Here is a 16573-nt window from a genome sequence, read left to right on the forward strand (position 1 = left end):
GACGGTCGGACGCCGGGACAGAGGGACGGGCGGGCAGCCGGGCGGGCAGGTGTCGGCCGTCCTCAGCCGGTGGAATCGCGTGCCAGTTCCAGGGCGTAGTCCGGCCACCACCGGCCGGCCGCCGGTCCGCCCCCGCATTCTCCGTCCGACTCGCCCGGCCGTTTGATCCACAGGTAGGCGTCCAGGACCGGTTCGCCGGTGGCCGTGGTCGGCGGGGTGCCCAGCGCCCGGCCCGGCGGGTTGCACCAGACGCCCTCCAGCGGGCCGTTGCCGTTGCGGCTGGTGTCGACGACGAAGTGCTTGCCGCCGAGCCGGTCGGAGAGGCGGACTCCGTACTGCTTGTCGGCGGCGTTCGTCTGGAAGTTGGAGACGTTGAGCGAGAAGCCGTCGGCGTCCGCGATGCCCGCCCGTTCCAGGGGCTCGACCAGCTTCCCGGAATCGAGGATCCAGGCGGGGTTTCCGGCGTCCAGATAGACCTTGGTGCCCGGCTGGCGCTTCAGCCGGACGACCGCCTCGTTCAGCAGGCGTACGCGTTCGTCCTGGTACTCGCCGGGCGTGCAGCCGTCCACGATGTGCGCGACCGCGTCCGGTTCCAGGATCACCAGCGCCCGGCCGTCGCCGAGCGCGTCGGCGAACCGGCCGATCCACTCCCGGTAGGCGTCCGCGTCGGCCGCCCCGCCCGCCGAGTGCTGGCCGCAGTCCCGGTGCGGGATGTCGTACGCCACGAACAGCGCCGTCCGCCCCTCCCTGGTCGCGGACGCGGTCGCCGACCGGACCGCCGGGCCCGGGTCGAGCTCACCGGCCGGCCACAGCGCGACGGGCTCGTCCGCGATCCGCTCCAGCAAGGTGGCGTCCCGGGTGCGGCCCTGCTGCCGCCACAGCTCGATCTGCCGGGCCGCCGGGCCGGACGGGTCGACCCAGAAGGGCGAGTGGGAGGCGGGACCCGCCTGCTTCGAGGCGGCACTGACGACGGAGGCCTCGCCGGCCTCGGGCGCGGGCGTACAGCCCGCCCCGAGTCCGAGCGCCGCGAGCGCCGCGAGGGCGTGGATCAGCCGGGGCATGCTGCTCCCTTGCGCGAGGGTGACGATCGGTCACCAATCGTTGCATAAGGGGACATTCAATGCGGGCGGGGGAGCGGCGTGGCGCAGTGAGCGAGCGCCTCGGCGTCCTCGGGTCCGTGTCCTCGGGTCAGTTCCCGCCCGATGCCAGCGCGATCCCGAGCGGCGTCCGCTCGTACAGCACCTGATGGCCGTACCGGCGCGAGACGAGCAGGCCCGCGTCGCGCAGGGCGGCGAGGTGCGCGGAGACCGACGACGGCGCGAGGCGCAGCCGTGCGGCGAGGGCCGTCGTGCCGGCCGGTTCGTCGAGCGCGGTGAGCACGGCGGCCCGGCCGCGCCCGAGGAGCCGTACGAGCGCGTCGGGGGTGCGGTCCGTCGGCTCGGCCCACAGGCCGCCGATGCCCCGCGCGGGGTGAGCAGAGACGAGGGGCACGACGACCGTGCCCGCACCGCCGAGCGCGGCGGACGACACGGTGACGCCCGCCGCGGAGAACACGGTGACGCCGGTCGTGGAGAACACGGTGACGCCCGCCGGGGGCAACACGGTGACGCCGGTCGTGGAGAACACGGTGACGCCCGCCGCGGAGAACACCGGGACGCCCGTTGGGGAGAGTGCCGTGACTCCCGTCGTCGAGAACGCCGGGACGCCTGGCGTCGAGGGTGTCGGGGAGGCCGGCTCGGGGAGCACTCCGGGCGTCCCGAGTGCTTCGGGTGCTTCGGGTGCTTCGAGCGGCGCGAAGGGCGCACCCGGGACCGTCCCCGGCCGCACCGGGTACGGACCCGTGTTCGCCGTGCCCGAGTTCCGGGCCGTCTTCGTCGCGCACGCGTTCTCGCTGCTCGGACTCGTCGTCAGCGAGATCGCGCTCTCCGTCCTCGTCTACGACCTGACGGGCTCTCCGCTGCTGAGCGCCCTGACGTTCGCGCTCGGCTTTCTGCCCTATCTGATCGGCGGGACCCTGCTCGCCGGCGTCGCCGACCGCTTCCCGGCCCGCCGGGTCCTGGTGGTGTGCGACCTGGTGTGCGCGGGCTGTGTGGCCGTGATGGTGGTGCCGGGCGCGCCCATCGCGGTGCTGCTCACGATGCGGGCCGCGCTCGCCCTGGTCGCCCCGGTCTTCCAGGGGACGCGGACGGCGACCCTCGCGGACGTCCTCGGCGACGGGGAACTATTCGTGCTCGGGCGCTCCCTGCTGCGGATCCTCTCGCAGAGCGCGCTGCTGGCCGGGTTCGGGACGGGCGGCCTGCTCCTCACCGTCGTGTCCCCGCGTCACGCGCTGCTCGTGACGGTCTGCACCTTCCTGGTCTCCGCCGTTCTGCTGCGGTTCGGCACCCGGCGGCGGCCCGCGCGGGCGCACGGGGGCCAGGCGCTCGTGCGGGACTCCCTCCGTGGCGCCCGTCAGGTGCTGGCCGACCGCCGGATCCTCGTGCTGCTCCTGCTGTTCTGGGTGCCGCCGATGTTCATCGTGGCCCCCGAGGCGCTGGCGGCGCCGTACGCCGAAGGGCTCGGGGCGGGTACCGCCGGGCTCGGCCTGCTGATGTGCGCGATGCCGGTCGGCACGATCGCGGGGGAGCTGTTCGCGGGGTCTCGGCTGCGGCCGGCCACCCGGAACCGGCTCGCGCTCCCGCTGGTCTGCGTCACGCTGCTGCCCTTCGCCGGGTACGCGCTGCGGCCCGGGCTCGGCTGGTCGCTGGCCCTGCTCGCGCTCGCCGGCGCCGGATCGGCGTACACCCTCGGCCTGGACCAGTGGTTCGTGCGGGCGGTGCCGGACGAGCTGCTCGGGCGGGCCATGACGTTGAACTCGGCCGGGCTGATGACCGTTCAGGGCGTGGGCATGGCGCTGTCGGGCGTGGTGGCGGAGTTCGCCGGGGTGCGGGCGACGGTCGTGGGCGCGGGAGCGCTCGGCACCGTGTTCTGCGTGGGCCTGGCGGTCGCGGCACGGCGGACCGAACACGGCGGGGCGCGGGGCGAGTAGACACGGTGGACAGGTGAGGAGGGCGGCGCGGACGGCAGGCGGATCCGGTCGCTCGGCGGGGCCTTGAACCCGGCCGCCGTGGGGTCGTGTACCGAAACGCGAGACAGGGCTGACCACGATGTGACCGGCCGGTAAGGTCTTTGGCGTGCCGAAGCCGCTCAGTCTTGCCTTCGATCCCATCGCCCGCGCCGACGAACACTGGCAGCAGCGCTGGGGTTCCGTGCCGTCCATGGCCGCGATCACCTCGATCATGCGCGCGCACCAGATCCTGCTGGCCGAGGTGGACGCGGTCGTCAAGCCGTACGGACTGACCTTCGCGCGCTACGAGGCGCTGGTGCTGCTCACGTTCTCCAAGGCGGGCGAGCTGCCGATGTCCAAGATCGGCGAGCGGCTCATGGTGCATCCGACGTCCGTCACCAACACGGTGGACCGGCTGGTGCTGTCCGGGCTCGTCGACAAGCGCCCGAACCCGAAGGACGGGCGCGGCACCCTCGCCTCCATCACGGACAAGGGCCGCGAGGTCTGCGACGCGGCCACCCGCGACCTGATGGCGATGGACTTCGGGCTCGGGGTCTACGACGCCGAGGAGTGCGGGGAGATCTTCGCGATGCTGCGGCCGCTGCGGGTCGCCGCGCACGACTTCGACGACGAGTAGTCCGACGGCGCGTGGTCCGGCAGCCGGTGGTCCGACGGCGGGCGGAACGCCGGACCGGGGCGGGCGGCGAGGCGTGGGGGCGCGTGAAGATCGCGCGAAAAGGGTGGTTACCCTCGTGCCATGAAGAAGAGCGTGTTGACCCGCTACCGCGTCATGGCCTACGTCACCGGCGTGCTGCTGGTCCTGTTGTGCCTCAGCATGATCGCCAAGTACGGCATGGGCGTCGACGGGGCCGCGGACTTCACCCGTGTCGTCGCCATCGCGCACGGCTGGCTGTACGTCGTCTACCTGATCTTCGCCTTCGATCTCGGTTCCAAGGCGAAGTGGCCGGTCGGCAAGCAGCTCTGGGTGCTGCTGGCGGGCACGATCCCCACGGCCGCCTTCTTCGTGGAGCGCCGCATCAGCCACGAGCTCGAATCCCAGGTCGCGGAGGCAGCTCCCGCGGTCGCCAAGGCCTGATCCACACCGCCGTACGGGACCGTACGGCGGTTTGCCATCGACATTTACTAGGACGTCCTAGTAAATTTGAAGCATGGACGCTCACGCCATCGAGGAAGGCCGCCGACGCTGGCAGGCCCGCTACGACGCTTCGCGCAAGCGCGAGGCCGACTTCACCACGCTCTCCGGCGATGCCGTGGAGCCGGTGTACGGTCCCCGGCCCGGGGACAACTACGAGGGCTTCGAGCAGATCGGCTGGCCCGGGGAGTACCCCTTCACGCGCGGGCTGTACGCGACCGGCTACCGAGGGCGCACGTGGACCATCCGGCAGTTCGCCGGATTCGGCAACGCCGAGCAGACCAACGAGCGCTACAAGAAGATCCTCGCCAACGGCGGCGGGGGCCTCTCCGTGGCCTTCGACATGCCCACGCTGATGGGCCGAGACTCGGACGACCCCCGCGCGCTCGGCGAGGTCGGGCACTGCGGTGTCGCGATCGACTCGGCGGCCGACATGGAGGTCCTCTTCCAGGACATCCCGCTCGGTGACGTCACGACGTCGATGACGATCAGCGGTCCCGCGGTGCCCGTCTTCTGCATGTACCTGGTCGCCGCCGAGCGCCAGGGCATCGACCCCGCCGTACTGAACGGCACGCTCCAGACCGACATCTTCAAGGAGTACATCGCGCAGAAGGAGTGGCTCTTCCAGCCCGAGCCTCACCTGCGCCTCATCGGCGACCTGATGGAGCACTGCGCCGAGAAGATCCCCGCGTACAAGCCGCTGTCCGTGTCCGGCTACCACATCCGGGAGGCGGGCTCCACGGCCGCGCAGGAGCTCGCCTACACGCTGGCGGACGGCTTCGGCTATGTGGAACTGGGGCTCTCCCGCGGGCTCGACGTCAACGTCTTCGCCCCCGGTCTCTCCTTCTTCTTCGACGCGCACGTCGACTTCTTCGAGGAGATCGCCAAGTTCCGCGCCGCCCGCCGGATCTGGGCCCGCTGGATGCGGGACGTGTACGGCGCGACCTCCGAGAAGGCGCAGTGGCTGCGCTTCCACACGCAGACCGCCGGTGTCTCGCTGACGGCCCAGCAGCCGTACAACAACGTCGTACGCACGGCCGTGGAGGCCCTCGCGGCGGTTCTCGGCGGGACGAACTCGCTGCACACCAACGCGCTGGACGAGACGCTCGCCCTGCCGTCCGAGCAGGCCGCGGAGATCGCCCTGCGGACGCAGCAGGTCCTCATGGAGGAGACCGGCGTCGCCAACGTCGCCGACCCGCTGGGCGGTTCCTGGTACGTCGAGCAGCTCACCGACCGCATCGAGGCCGACGCGGAGAAGATCTTCGAGCAGATCAAGGAGCGCGGACTGCGGGCGCACCCCGACGGGAAGCACCCCATCGGTCCCATCACCTCCGGCATCCTGCGAGGGATCGAGGACGGGTGGTTCACCGGGGAGATCGCCGAGTCGGCGTTCCAGTACCAGCGCTCGGTCGAGAAGGGCGACAAGCGGGTCGTCGGCGTCAACGTCCACCACGGGTCCGTGACCGGTGACCTGGAGATCCTCCGGGTCAGCCATGAGGTGGAGCGTGAGCAGGTGCGGGAGCTGGGCTCGCGCAAGGGGGCTCGTGACGAGGCCGCCGTGCGCGGCGCGCTGGACGCCATGCTCGCCGCCGCGCGCGACGGGTCCAACATGATCGCCCCCATGCTGGAGGCGGTCCGCGCCGAGGCCACCCTGGGCGAGATCTGCGGTGTCCTGCGGGACGAGTGGGGGGTGTACACCGAGCCGGCGGGCTTCTGACCCACTCCGGACAGCCCGGCGCCCCTGGCAGCCCGGCGCCCCTGGCAGCCCGGCGTTCCTGGCTGCCCGGCATCCGGGCCGGGCCCGGGGCTCCGGGCCCTCGCTCCGCCACCGAGGCCTGCCCGGCGCCGGGTGCCCTTTTCGCGCCCCCTCCACCCCTACCCGTCCCGTACCCGTGGGCTCCGCCCCCGGACCCCCGCTCCTCAATCGCCGGAGGGGCTGGATTTCCCTGGCCGGGGCTGAAACTTGCCGCGGCCGGGCTGAAATGTGGCGCGGCCGCCACGATGCACCCGCAGTCGGCATCCGGTGCGAGGGGACGTGCCGGTACATCGATGCCCGTCGCCACCGACGGTCACGCCTCGTCCGACAGCGACGGGCTGATGCACCGGCGCGGCCCCGACCCACGACGTTCCCGGCCGCCCTGTCAGACTCCGGCCGGGCCCTCCGTCGAGGGAGGCGCCGGTTCGTCGGCTGCCGCTCCGGTCAGGCCCAGGAGCAGGATCCGGGTGAACGAGCGCACCCACTCCTCGTCCGCGGGCTCCGCGCTGACCAGCGTGCGGTGGACGACCGCTCCGGCGACCACGTCGAAGATCAGGGCGGCGGTGCGGTCGGCGCTGGCCGGGTCCGCCTCCGGGGGGAGTTCGCCGCGCGCCTGGGCGCGGGCGCGGCCCTCCATGACCAGACGCTTCTGCCGGTCGACGATGGACGTGCGGATGCGTTCGCGCAGCGGTTCGTCCCGGGTGGACTCCGCGACCACGGCCATCAGCGCCGTCTTCGCCTCCGGGCGGTCCAGAATCGCCGCGAACTGCAGCACCACGCCCTCGATGTCGGCGGCCAGACTGCCCCGGTCGGGGAGTTCCAGCTCGTCGAAGAGCTCGGCCACCGCGTCCACGACGAGTTCGTTCTTGCCCGCCCAGCGACGGTAGAGGGTCGTTTTGGCCACCCCGGCGAGGGTCGCCACGTACCCCAACGTCAGTTTGGACCAGCCCAGTTCGACCAGGGCCGTGCGCGTCGCCTCCAGGATCGCGGCGTCCGCGGCGGCGCTGCGGGGGCGGCCCGTACGGGCGGCCTGGGAGCGACATTGCATGTCAGTGACCATATCCGGCCGCTTCGGTGGCCATATCCGGCAGTTCTGTGAAGTCGTGAGGGAGATCACCGGGAGACGGCGCACGGGCATGCTCCCGTCCAGTTACGCTACGACTCGTAGCGAAAGCTCGAACGCGGCGACAACCGCACTGGCGCCAGGTGGGGACCCGGCGCCGAACACGCAGGAAACGGCTTGGCTTTCACAACGCTTTTCACACGTGCGCGAGGAAGGGGGAGGATGTACTCATGCAGCCACGGAACATGTCCATGAGCGGAGTCGTCGACCTCGCCGCGGTGAAGGCGGCCCAGGAGGCCAAGTCGAAGGCGGAGCAGGCGCGCGCCGAAGCCGCCAGGCAGGGCGGCGGGGGTGGCGCGGTGACCCCCGCGAGCCTTGTCATCGACGTCGACGAGGCGGGATTCGAGCACGACGTCCTGCAGCGCTCCACCGAGGTGCCCGTCGTCATCGACTTCTGGGCCGAGTGGTGCGAGCCCTGCAAGCAACTCAGCCCGGTCCTGGAGCGGCTGGCCGTCGAATACAACGGGCGCTTCGTGCTCGCCAAGATCGACGTCGACGCCAATCAGATGCTGATGCAGCAGTTCGGGGTCCAGGGGATCCCGGCCGTCTTCGCGGTGGTGGCCGGACAGGCCCTGCCGCTCTTCCAGGGAGCCGCCGCCGAGGCGCAGATCCGCGGGACCCTCGACCAGCTCGTCCAGGTCGCCGAGCAGCGCTTCGGACTGACCGGTCTGGCGGTCGACGCCGACGCCGAGCCGGGCGGGGCCCCCGTTGCGCAGGAGATGCCGGCCGGACCGCACGACGCGCTGCTGGAGGCCGCCGTCCAGGCGCTGGACGCGGGTGACTTCGGCGGTGCCGTCCAGGCCTACAAGAACGTGCTGGGCGACGACCCGGGCAACACGGAGGCCAAACTGGGTCTGGCCCAGGCCGAGTTGCTCCACCGGGTGCAGAGCCTCGACCCGCAGCAGGTGCGCAAGGACGCCGCCGAGAAGCCCGGTGACGCGCAGGCGCAGATCGCCGGGGCCGACCTGGACCTCGTCGGCGGCCATGTCGAGGACGCCTTCGGGCGGCTCATCGAGACGGTGCGGCGCACGGCGGGCGACGACCGGGACTCCGTACGGCTGCGGCTGTTGGAGCTCTTCGAGGTGGTCGGGGCCGACGACCCGCGCGTGGTCGCGGCGCGCCGGGCACTGGCCCGGGCTCTGTTCTGACCAGTCCCTAAACGTCAGGGCCTGTGACGCCCAGGTGAAAGATTGGGCGAGAGGGGTACATGTGGCCGCGCTTTACCAAAACTTGGTAAACGCGGCCGCTGTTACTCGTAGTAAGTCGAGGGCGTTGAACTGTCTGGTTCCGTCCGGCATTTGACCGTTGTGTCACCCCCGGTGGTGCCACCCTGAGTCGCCGCCCGATACCGACGGGTCGTTCTTCGGTTATCCCGCCGTTACTAGCGAGTAACGAACCCCCTTGTGCACGCGGCGAGAATGCACCACGATCGGCGACGCTCGGTCCATTCCCGCACCCCGACAGCCAATCGGGTCGGCGGACTTTCTGGGTCCCCACCGAGTAGGGCCGGCGGCCAGTGCGGTCGGTTCTTGGGCAGGGGGGTCTTTGCCGTTCGGCAGAGCCTGTCCAGCAGGTTGTGCGTGATGTGTGTCAGGCGCGACCAGTGGTTGTCGCTCGGGGGTGATCGCCGGTGATTCGGGTGCATTTGCACCTCCGGGTACAGGCGCTCTCCTTCCCGAGGACGTAGCACTTCTCCCATCCCTGCCCGGCTGAGCCGCCGCAACGTGGCAGTCAGGGCCAGGAGATGTACGTCCGAGAAGGAGGAAATTATGATGTCCCAGGTGCGTGGCGGTACCAGATGGAAGCGGTTCGCCGTCGTCATGGTGCCCAGCGTGGCAGCCACGGCAGCGATAGGTGTCGCCCTCGCGCAGGGTGCCCTCGCCGCGTCGTTCAGCGTTTCCGGTCAGTCGTTCAAGGTGTCCGCGGACAAGCTTGACGGCACGGGCTTCTCGCAGTACGGAGCCCTCGACACCGGTACCAGCCTTGACGGCAAGTCGGCGCTGCACCCCGTCGCGGTGTCGGCGTTCAAGAGCGCTGACATCACCAACATGTGCCAGTCCGTCGTGACCCCGGGTATCCCCTACCTCGGTTCCGTCAGCCTCGTGCTGAAGGCCGGCGGCAGCGGTACGCCGGTTCACGCGGACAACCTGTACATCGACGTCGAGGACCTCGGCGCCGACGCGACGTTCCGTGGCATCGACATCGGTGTTGCCGCCAAGGACGCCTCCAAGGGTCCGGGCATGAAGGGTGGCAACGAGCAGGCCAACCCCTACGGGTTCGCCCAGCAGGCCGACTCGGCCACGCTGACCGACGTGAAGCAGACGGCGTGGGCGACCACCGCCGGCACGTTCAAGCTCAGCGGTCTGAGGATGTCGGTGTCCGCGGGCACCCACGAGTGCTACTGAGCACCCCAGGGGTGGGCGAGGAGGCCCAGGCCGCTTCGCCCGCCCCGCCCGCTCCGCCCGTCGTACGCGGAGCATTCAACGCGTACTTCTCACAGCAATGCCGTTCCAGGGAGCTGTTTCCATGAGCGCCGAGACTCCTGCCGCGCCCGGCCAGAACGATGAGCACTACCTTCAGGTGTTCCGGCGGAACTTCCGTGACTGGAGGGGCGACCGCCCGTTCTGGGCCGGTCTGTTCATCGGATTCGGCGGTGTCCCCATCGCCTACTTCCCGTACGCGCACCTTCAGCTCGGCCATCTGACGCTGGCGATGTCCACCACCGCCGGCGCCGGTTCCCTGATCATCGGCGTACTCCTCGTCGTGCTCGGGATCAGCCTCTGGTTCCAGAAGCACGTACGGACGTTCGCGGGTGTCGCCGCGATCCTCCTCGCTCTGGTGTCCATCCCGGTGGCCAACCTCGGCGGTTTCCTGGTCGGCTTCCTGTTCGCCCTGGTCGGCGGCGCCATGGCGGTCTCCTGGGTTCCCGGCGAACCCGACGAGGGGTACTCCACGCAGCGGTCCCTCGGCAAGGAGGGCCTGCCGGACAGTGCGGCGGCCGAGCCCGTCGGACCCGAGGCGGCGGACGGTGCGGACGACCCGAACGATCTGTCAGGAACGAGCCCGAGCAACGGGGCGGACGGGAGGCACAGTGCCGGCTGACGAGGTGACCCACGGGACTGATGTGGAGGCGTCCCGTGTGAGAACCGGGCCGCGCCATGCGGCCCCGAGGAAGCCGCTGCTCACCAGGATCCAGATGCCTGCCGGCAAGGCGATAGCCATCGCGGCGATGCCGACGGCCGTCCTCATGGGCATGGGCTTCGTCCCGACGCTCGCCCAGGCCGACGACCACTCCACGTCCAAGACCCTCACGGCGGACGAGTACCAGGCGTGCGTCGAGGCCGTGACCGGCACGGACGCGTCGGCCACCCCGACGCCGTCCGCCTCGGCGAGCGCGAGCGCGTCCTCCGACCAGGCCACACCGACCCCCTCCGCGTCGTCGGAGTCCGCGGTACCGGGCAAGACCTCTTCGTCGGATTCAGGTTCCGACGACAAGGCCACGCCCACGCCCTCCGGGTCCTCCGCCGCGAGCACGTCGGGCAAGGTGGCGGACAGCAGCGCGTCCACGCCGACCCCCTCGGCGTCGGCGAGCACCACGAACCCGCTCGACCCGCTGGGCGTCGGCGACGCCATCAAGGACATCCTCACGCCCGACGAGACGGCGAGCTCCACCCCCGCGCCGTCCGCCTCGGCGAGTGCGAGCGCGAGCGCGTCCGACGGCACGAGCGTCTCCGACACCGTCAAGGACACGACCGGCAAGGTCGCCGATACGGTGGACGACACCACCAAGAAGGCCACCGACACGGCGTCGAAGGCCGCCTCGGACACCACCGAGACGGACAAGAAGGCGGCCGACGCGGTCACCGAGTCGCCCAGCCCGTCCGCGAGCGCCACCACGAACGCCGCGGACTGCCCGGTCGCGACCGACGACACGGGCGGTGTGGACAACGCGGTCACCCTGCCGGTCGACCCCTGGCACCTCAGCGCCAGTTCGCTGACCCTCAAGGGCGCCGACTACCAGGGCATCGTCAAGGTGCGGACCGCCGACGGCACGATCAAGAAGGTCCTGAAGTACGTCATCTCCGACGGCACCGACATCGGGGACCTGCACCAGACGGTGGACGACAAGCTGAGCGGCAAGACCTACCACGTGCAGGCGGCCAAGGGCTCGACGTCCACCATCCGTGACGGCAAGACGATCATGTACACGGAGAGCATCTCCGGGAACCTGCTCGGGCTCATCCCGATCACGTTCGACCCGGACAACCCTCCGCCGCTGAACATCCCGCTGATCTACTTCACCAAGGTGACGGTCGTTCAGGCGGGTCAGTTCGGCGGCACCCTGACCGTCCCCGGACTCCACCAGTACACGACCGGCTGAGTCGTCCAGAGCCCGTCCGGGAGCCGCACAAAACGCTGAGGGCGCCCCCTGTTCGCAGGGGGCGCCCTCAGCGGCGTACGGAGGCCGGGGGATCAGGCGTGGTCGACCTCGCCCAGGTGGTGCACCCGGACCATGTTGGTGGTGCCGGGAACACCGGGGGGCGAACCCGCGGTCATCACGACGACGTCGCCCTCGTTGAACCGCTTGAGCTTCTGCAGCTCGCGGTCGACCAGTTCGACCATCTCGTCGGTGCTGTTCACGAACGGCACGACGTGCGACTCGACGCCCCAGCTCAGCGTGAGCTGGTTGCGGGTGCCCTCGTCCGTGGTGAAGGCCAGGATCGGCTGGGCGGCGCGGTAGCGGGAGAGCCGGCGGGCGGTGTCACCGGACTTGGTGAAGGCCACCAGGCCCTTGCCGCCGAGGAAGTCGGCGATCTCGCAGGCGGCACGGGCGACCGAACCACCCTGCGTGCGCGGCTTCTTGCCCGGCACCAGCGGCTGCAGGCCCTTGGAGAGGAGCTCCTCCTCGGCCGCGACGACGATCTTCGACATCGTCTTCACGGTCTCGACCGGGTACGCGCCCACGCTGGACTCGGCCGACAGCATGACCGCGTCCGCGCCGTCCAGGATCGCGTTGGCCACGTCGGAGGCCTCGGCGCGCGTCGGACGGGAGTTGGTGATCATCGACTCCATCATCTGGGTCGCGACGATCACCGGCTTGGCGTTGCGGCGGCACAGCTCCACGAGGCGCTTCTGTACCATCGGGACCCGCTCCAGCGGGTACTCGACGGCCAGGTCGCCACGGGCCACCATGACGGCGTCGAACGCCGCGACGACGCCCTCCATGTTGTCGACCGCCTGCGGCTTCTCCACCTTGGCGATGACGGGGACGCGGCGGCCCTCCTCGTCCATCACCTTGTGGACGTCGTTCACGTCGTTGGCGTCACGCACGAAGGACAGCGCGACCATGTCGCAGCCCATCCGCAGGGCGAAGCGCAGGTCCTCGACGTCCTTCTCCGACAGCGCCGGCACGTTCACGGCCGCGCCGGGCAGGTTGATGCCCTTGTGGTCGGAGATCACGCCGCCCTCGATGACGACCGTCTTGACCCGGGGGCCGTCGATCTCGACGACGCGCAGCTCGACGTTGCCGTCGTTGATGAGGATCTGGTCGCCGTGGGAGACGTCCCCGGGCAGACCCTTGTAGGTCGTGCCGCAGATGTGCTTGTCACCCGGCACGTCCTCGGCCGTGATGACGAACTCGTCGCCACGCTCCAGCTCGACGGGGCCTTCGGCGAAGGTCTCCAGGCGGATCTTCGGGCCCTGCAGGTCGGCGAGCACACCGATGGCGACACCGGTCTCCGCCGAGGCGGCGCGGACACGGTCGTACCGGCCCTGGTGCTCGGCGTGGGATCCGTGGCTGAAGTTGAAGCGGGCCACATTCATGCCGGCCTGGATCAGCTCGACCAGCTTCTCGTGGGAGTCGACCGCGGGGCCGAGAGTACAGACGATTTTCGAACGGCGCATGGGGCGATCCTATCGGTTTGTTTCGCTACGGAATATTCCGTCTGGTGGAAGATACAAATGGGCGGGCGGGCGCTCAGGCGTGGCTTTCCGGCCCGCTCAGGCGTTGCCCTTTCCGACCAGCGCATACGTCTGTGTGGCGATCTCCAGTTCCTCGTCCGTCGGCACCACGGCGACCGCGACGCGCGCGTACGGCGGTGAGATCAGCCGGGGCTCACCGCCGCGCACGGCGTTCAGTTCGCCGTCGACCGCGAGCCCCAGTTCCTCCAGGCCCGTGATCGCGGCCTCCCGCACCGGGGCGGCGTTCTCGCCCACTCCGGCGGTGAAGGCGACGGCGTCCACCCGGCCGAGGACCGCGTAGTAGGCGCCGATGTATTTCTTCAGTCGGTGGATGTAGATGTCGAAGGCGAGCCGGGCCTGTTCGTCGCCCTCGTCGACACGGCGGCGGATCTCCCGCATGTCGTTGTCGCCGCACAGACCGATCAGACCGCTCTTCTTGTTGAGCAAAGTGTCGATCTCGTCCGTGGACATTTTGCCAACGCGCTCCAAATGGAAGATGACGGCCGGATCCACGTCGCCGGAGCGTGTTCCCATCACCAGGCCCTCCAGGGGCGTGAGCCCCATCGAGGTGTCCACGCACCGGCCGGCCCTGACCGCCGACGCCGAGGCCCCGTTGCCCAGATGCAGCACGATGACGTTGACCTCCTCGGGCGCCTTGCCGAGGAGTTCGGCGGTCGCCCGGGAGACGTAGGCGTGCGAGGTGCCGTGGAAGCCGTAGCGGCGGATGCGGTGTTCGTCGGCGGTCGCCACGTCGATCGCGTAGCGCGCGGCCGACTCCGGCATCGTCGTGTGGAACGCCGTGTCGAAGATCGCGACCTGCGGGAGGTCGGGGCGCAGCGCCATCGCGGTGCGGATGCCGGTGAGGTTCGCCGGGTTGTGCAGCGGCGCCACCGGGATCAGCCGCTCGATCTCCGCCAGGACCGCCTCGTCGATGACGGTCGGCGCGCTGAAGGACCGCCCGCCGTGCACCACCCGGTGGCCGATCGCGGCCAGTTCGGGGGAGTCCAGGCCGAGTCCGTCCACCGCCAGTTCCGCCGCCACCGCCTTCAGCGCGGCCTCGTGGCCGGCGAACTCCGCGGCCCTCTCCCGGGTCTCACCCGTCGTCAGCGCGGTGTGCCGCAGCAGCGAGGTCCCCTCGCCGATGCGCTCCACCAGGCCGACGGCGAGCCGCGAGCTGTCGCGCATGTCGAGCAGCTGGTACTTCACCGACGAGGAACCGGAGTTGAGGACGAGGACGCGGGTGGCCGACGGGGAGGAGGGCTCGTCGGCGGGGGCGGCGGAGGGGGACGGGTGGGCGCTCACTGCCGGGCAGCCTTCCGGTCGGGGGTCTGGGACTGGATCGCCGTGATGGCGACCGTGTTGACGATGTCCTGGACGAGCGCGCCGCGGGACAGGTCGTTGACGGGCTTGCGCAGACCCTGGAGCACCGGGCCGACGGCGATCGCGCCGGCCGAACGCTGCACGGCCTTGTAGGTGTTGTTGCCGGTGTTGAGGTCGGGGAAGATCAGCACGGACGCCTGCCCGGCGACCTTCGACTCCGGCAGCTTGGTCGCCGCGACCGACGGTTCGACGGCGGCGTCGTACTGGATCGGTCCCTCGATCCGCAGGTCGCCGCGGCGTTGGCGTACCAGCTCGGTGGCCTCGCGCACCTTGTCGACGTCGGCGCCCGAACCCGAGGTGCCCGTGGAGTACGACAGCATCGCGATCCGCGGCTCCACCCCGAACTGCTCGGCGGTGGCGGCCGAGGAGATGGCGATGTCGCAGAGCTGCTCGGCGTCCGGGTCGGGGTTCACCGCGCAGTCGCCGTAGACCAGGACCTTGTCGGCCAGGCACATGAAGAAGACCGACGAGACGATCCTCGATTCCGGCCGGGTCTTGATGATCTCGAAGGCGGGCCGGATGGTCGCGGCCGTCGAGTGCACGGCCCCCGACACCATGCCGTCGGCGAGGCCCTCCTCCACCATGAACGTCCCGAAGTAGTTCACGTCCGCCACCACGTCGTAGGCCAGCTCGACCGTCACGCCCTTGTGGGCGCGCAGCTTCGCGTACTTCTCGGCGAAGGAGTCCCGCAGCGGCGAGGTCTGCGGGTCGATGAGCTGCGTGGCGCTGATGTCGACGCCGAGGTCGGCGGCCTTCTTGCGGATCTGGTCGGCCGGGCCGAGCAGGGTCAGATCGCAAACACCCCGGCGCAGCAGCACCTCGGCGGCGTGCAGGACCCGCTCCTCGGTGCCCTCGGGAAGCACGACACGGCGCTTGTCGGACCGGGCCTGCTCCAGCAGCTTGTGCTCGAACATCATCGGGGTGACCCGGTCGCTGCTGGGCGCGGAGACCCGCTTCAGCAGGTCGGTGGTGTCCACATACCGCTCGAACAGGCCGAGCGCGGTCTCCGCCTTGCGGGGCGTGGCCGCGTTCAGCTTGCCCTCCATGGCGAACAGCGCGGTCGCGGTGGGGAAGGAGTTCCCGGCCACCGAGACGACCGGGGTGCCGGGCGCGAGGCGGGCCGCGAGCGTGAGGATCTCGCTGCTGGGCCGCTCGTCCAGGGTGAGCACGATGCCGGCTATGGGCGGGGTGCCAGCGCTGTGCGCGGCGAGCGTGCCGATCACCAGATCGGCCCGGTCCCCCGGGGTGACCAGAAGGCATCCGGGGGTCAGCGCCCGCAGGAGGTTCGGCAGCATCGCGCCGCCGAAGACGAAGTCGAGCGCGTCACGGGCGAGCCCCGCGTCGTCGCCGAGGAGCACCTCGCCGCCGAGCGCCTGGGTGATCTGCGCGACCGTGGGAGCGGAGAGCGCGGGCTCGTCCGGAAGGACGTAACAGGGCACCGGAAGCCGCGAGTCGAGCCGCTCCAGGACCGCCGTCCGGTCCTCGGGGGCCACCCGGTTCACCACCATGGCGAGGACGTCGCACCCCAGCCCGTCGTACGCGCGGTAGGCGTTGCGCGTCTCGGAGCGCACCGACTCGGCACTCTGGTCCCGGCCGCCGACGACCGGGATCACGGACGCGGCGAACTCGTTCGCCAGACGGGCGTTGAGCGCCAGCTCGTCCGGGACCTGCGTGCCGGCGAAGTCGGTGCCGAGCACGAGGACGACGTCGTAGTCACGGGCGACCAGGTGGAACCGGTCGACGAGCGTGGACACCAGTTCGTCGGTACCCTGCTCGGCCTGGAGCGCGGACGCCTCGTGGTAGTCCATGCCGTACACCGTCGCCGGGTCCTGCGCCAGCCGGTAGCGGGCCCGCAGCAGCTCGAAGAGCCGGTCCGGACCGTCGTGCACGAGCGGACGGAACACCCCCACCCGGTCGACCTGGCGGGTCAGGAGCTCCATGACCCCCAGTTCGACGACCTGACGGCCGTCACCTCGGTCGATCCCGGTCACGTACACGCTGCGCGTCACGCGTGCTCTCCATCCGTTTCGTCGCCAGGCTGATTTCTGGGCTCGGAAAAAGGGCCCACCAACGTGAGCAGAACCCTCTTGACAATACCTCCGGCGCTGGCTAGGACGCCCGCCAGGGCAGACGTGCCGGGCCGCCGGAACCGGC

General features: G+C 70.6%; 13 protein-coding genes and 1 pseudogene. 8 read left to right on the plus strand and 6 right to left on the minus strand.

Going from position 1 to position 16573, the window contains the following annotated elements:
• Window positions 1-62: 62 nt before the first annotated feature.
• Window positions 63-1061 carry a glycoside hydrolase family 6 protein gene (locus tag ACIQRL_RS35240; RefSeq protein WP_401339266.1) on the minus strand — a complete coding sequence of 333 codons (999 nt, stop codon included), beginning with the start codon at window positions 1059-1061 and terminating at the stop codon, window positions 63-65.
• Window positions 1062-1188: 127 nt separating this feature from the next.
• A pseudogene (locus tag ACIQRL_RS35245) lies at window positions 1189-1515 on the minus strand (ArsR/SmtB family transcription factor); the annotation flags it as partial.
• Window positions 1516-1675: 160 nt separating this feature from the next.
• Here ACIQRL_RS35245 and ACIQRL_RS35250 point away from each other — a divergent pair.
• From ACIQRL_RS35250 to ACIQRL_RS35265, 4 genes are all read left to right on the plus strand, one after another.
• Window positions 1676-3028, plus strand: a complete 1353-nt coding sequence (locus ACIQRL_RS35250) for an MFS transporter (protein ID WP_401339268.1) — start codon at window positions 1676-1678, stop codon at window positions 3026-3028.
• 145 nt (window positions 3029-3173) lie between these two features.
• The gene (locus ACIQRL_RS35255) at window positions 3174-3683 is read left to right on the plus strand and encodes a MarR family winged helix-turn-helix transcriptional regulator (protein ID WP_401339271.1); all 510 of its coding nucleotides are present in this window, start codon (window positions 3174-3176) and stop codon (window positions 3681-3683) included.
• A gap of 120 nt (window positions 3684-3803) precedes the next feature.
• Window positions 3804-4142: a DUF3817 domain-containing protein gene (locus ACIQRL_RS35260; protein ID WP_401339273.1), complete on the plus strand. Its 339-nt coding sequence runs from the start codon at window positions 3804-3806 to the stop codon at window positions 4140-4142.
• A 73-nt stretch (window positions 4143-4215) separates the two neighbouring features.
• Window positions 4216-5916, plus strand: coding sequence for a methylmalonyl-CoA mutase (locus ACIQRL_RS35265; protein WP_401339275.1), 1701 nt, complete (start codon window positions 4216-4218; stop codon window positions 5914-5916).
• Window positions 5917-6340: 424 nt separating this feature from the next.
• On the opposite strand, the gene ACIQRL_RS35270 is transcribed toward ACIQRL_RS35265, so the two are convergent.
• Window positions 6341-7003 (minus strand): TetR/AcrR family transcriptional regulator, encoded by a 663-nt coding sequence (locus ACIQRL_RS35270; RefSeq protein ID WP_401339277.1) that lies wholly within the window; start codon window positions 7001-7003, stop codon window positions 6341-6343.
• A gap of 245 nt (window positions 7004-7248) precedes the next feature.
• On the opposite strand from ACIQRL_RS35270, the gene ACIQRL_RS35275 reads away from it, so the two are divergent.
• The 4 genes from ACIQRL_RS35275 (at window position 7249) to ACIQRL_RS35290 (ending at window position 11459) form a co-directional block, all read left to right on the plus strand.
• Window positions 7249-8226 (plus strand): tetratricopeptide repeat protein, encoded by a 978-nt coding sequence (locus ACIQRL_RS35275; protein ID WP_401339279.1) that lies wholly within the window; start codon window positions 7249-7251, stop codon window positions 8224-8226.
• Window positions 8227-8847: 621 nt separating this feature from the next.
• Window positions 8848-9483 carry a DUF6230 family protein gene (locus tag ACIQRL_RS35280; protein ID WP_401339281.1) on the plus strand — a complete coding sequence of 212 codons (636 nt, stop codon included), beginning with the start codon at window positions 8848-8850 and terminating at the stop codon, window positions 9481-9483.
• Window positions 9484-9604: 121 nt separating this feature from the next.
• Entirely contained in the window at window positions 9605-10180 is a 576-nt protein-coding gene (locus tag ACIQRL_RS35285; protein WP_401339284.1) for a DUF6114 domain-containing protein, read from the plus strand.
• Window positions 10170-11459, plus strand: a complete 1290-nt coding sequence (locus ACIQRL_RS35290) for a hypothetical protein (RefSeq protein ID WP_401339286.1) — start codon at window positions 10170-10172, stop codon at window positions 11457-11459. The genes ACIQRL_RS35285 and ACIQRL_RS35290 overlap by 11 nt, the downstream gene beginning before the upstream one ends.
• 92 nt (window positions 11460-11551) lie before the next feature.
• Here the strand turns inward: ACIQRL_RS35290 and pyk are convergent, their stop codons facing one another.
• The 3 genes from pyk to pta all read right to left on the minus strand — a co-directional run bounded on the left by pyk (window position 11552) and on the right by pta (window position 16428).
• Entirely contained in the window at window positions 11552-12982 is a 1431-nt protein-coding gene (gene pyk / locus ACIQRL_RS35295) for a pyruvate kinase (RefSeq protein WP_401339287.1), read from the minus strand.
• Window positions 12983-13078: 96 nt separating this feature from the next.
• Window positions 13079-14341 carry an acetate kinase gene (locus tag ACIQRL_RS35300; protein WP_401339289.1) on the minus strand — a complete coding sequence of 421 codons (1263 nt, stop codon included), beginning with the start codon at window positions 14339-14341 and terminating at the stop codon, window positions 13079-13081.
• Window positions 14338-16428, minus strand: coding sequence for a phosphate acetyltransferase (pta, locus tag ACIQRL_RS35305; protein WP_401339290.1), 2091 nt, complete (start codon window positions 16426-16428; stop codon window positions 14338-14340). Before pta ends, ACIQRL_RS35300 begins: the two co-directional genes overlap by 4 nt.
• Window positions 16429-16573 lie beyond the last annotated feature (145 nt).

The organism is Streptomyces sp. NPDC091209, assembly GCF_044757755.1.
Lineage (GTDB): Bacteria > Actinomycetota > Actinomycetes > Streptomycetales > Streptomycetaceae > Streptomyces.

Bases quoted from the DNA above. Each gene is read 5' to 3' on its own strand.
- ACIQRL_RS35240 (WP_401339266.1), bottom strand. From the start codon at position 1,061: ATGCCCCGGCTGATCCACGCCCTCGCGGCGCTCGCGGCGCTCGGACTC.
- ACIQRL_RS35275 (WP_401339279.1), top strand. From the start codon at position 7,249: ATGCAGCCACGGAACATGTCCATGAGCGGAGTCGTCGACCTCGCCGCG.
- ACIQRL_RS35265 (WP_401339275.1), top strand. From the start codon at position 4,216: ATGGACGCTCACGCCATCGAGGAAGGCCGCCGACGCTGGCAGGCCCGC.
- pyk (WP_401339287.1), bottom strand. From the start codon at position 12,982: ATGCGCCGTTCGAAAATCGTCTGTACTCTCGGCCCCGCGGTCGACTCC.
- ACIQRL_RS35270 (WP_401339277.1), bottom strand. From the start codon at position 7,003: ATGCAATGTCGCTCCCAGGCCGCCCGTACGGGCCGCCCCCGCAGCGCC.
- ACIQRL_RS35260 (WP_401339273.1), top strand. From the start codon at position 3,804: ATGAAGAAGAGCGTGTTGACCCGCTACCGCGTCATGGCCTACGTCACC.
- ACIQRL_RS35285 (WP_401339284.1), top strand. From the start codon at position 9,605: ATGAGCGCCGAGACTCCTGCCGCGCCCGGCCAGAACGATGAGCACTAC.
- ACIQRL_RS35280 (WP_401339281.1), top strand. From the start codon at position 8,848: ATGATGTCCCAGGTGCGTGGCGGTACCAGATGGAAGCGGTTCGCCGTC.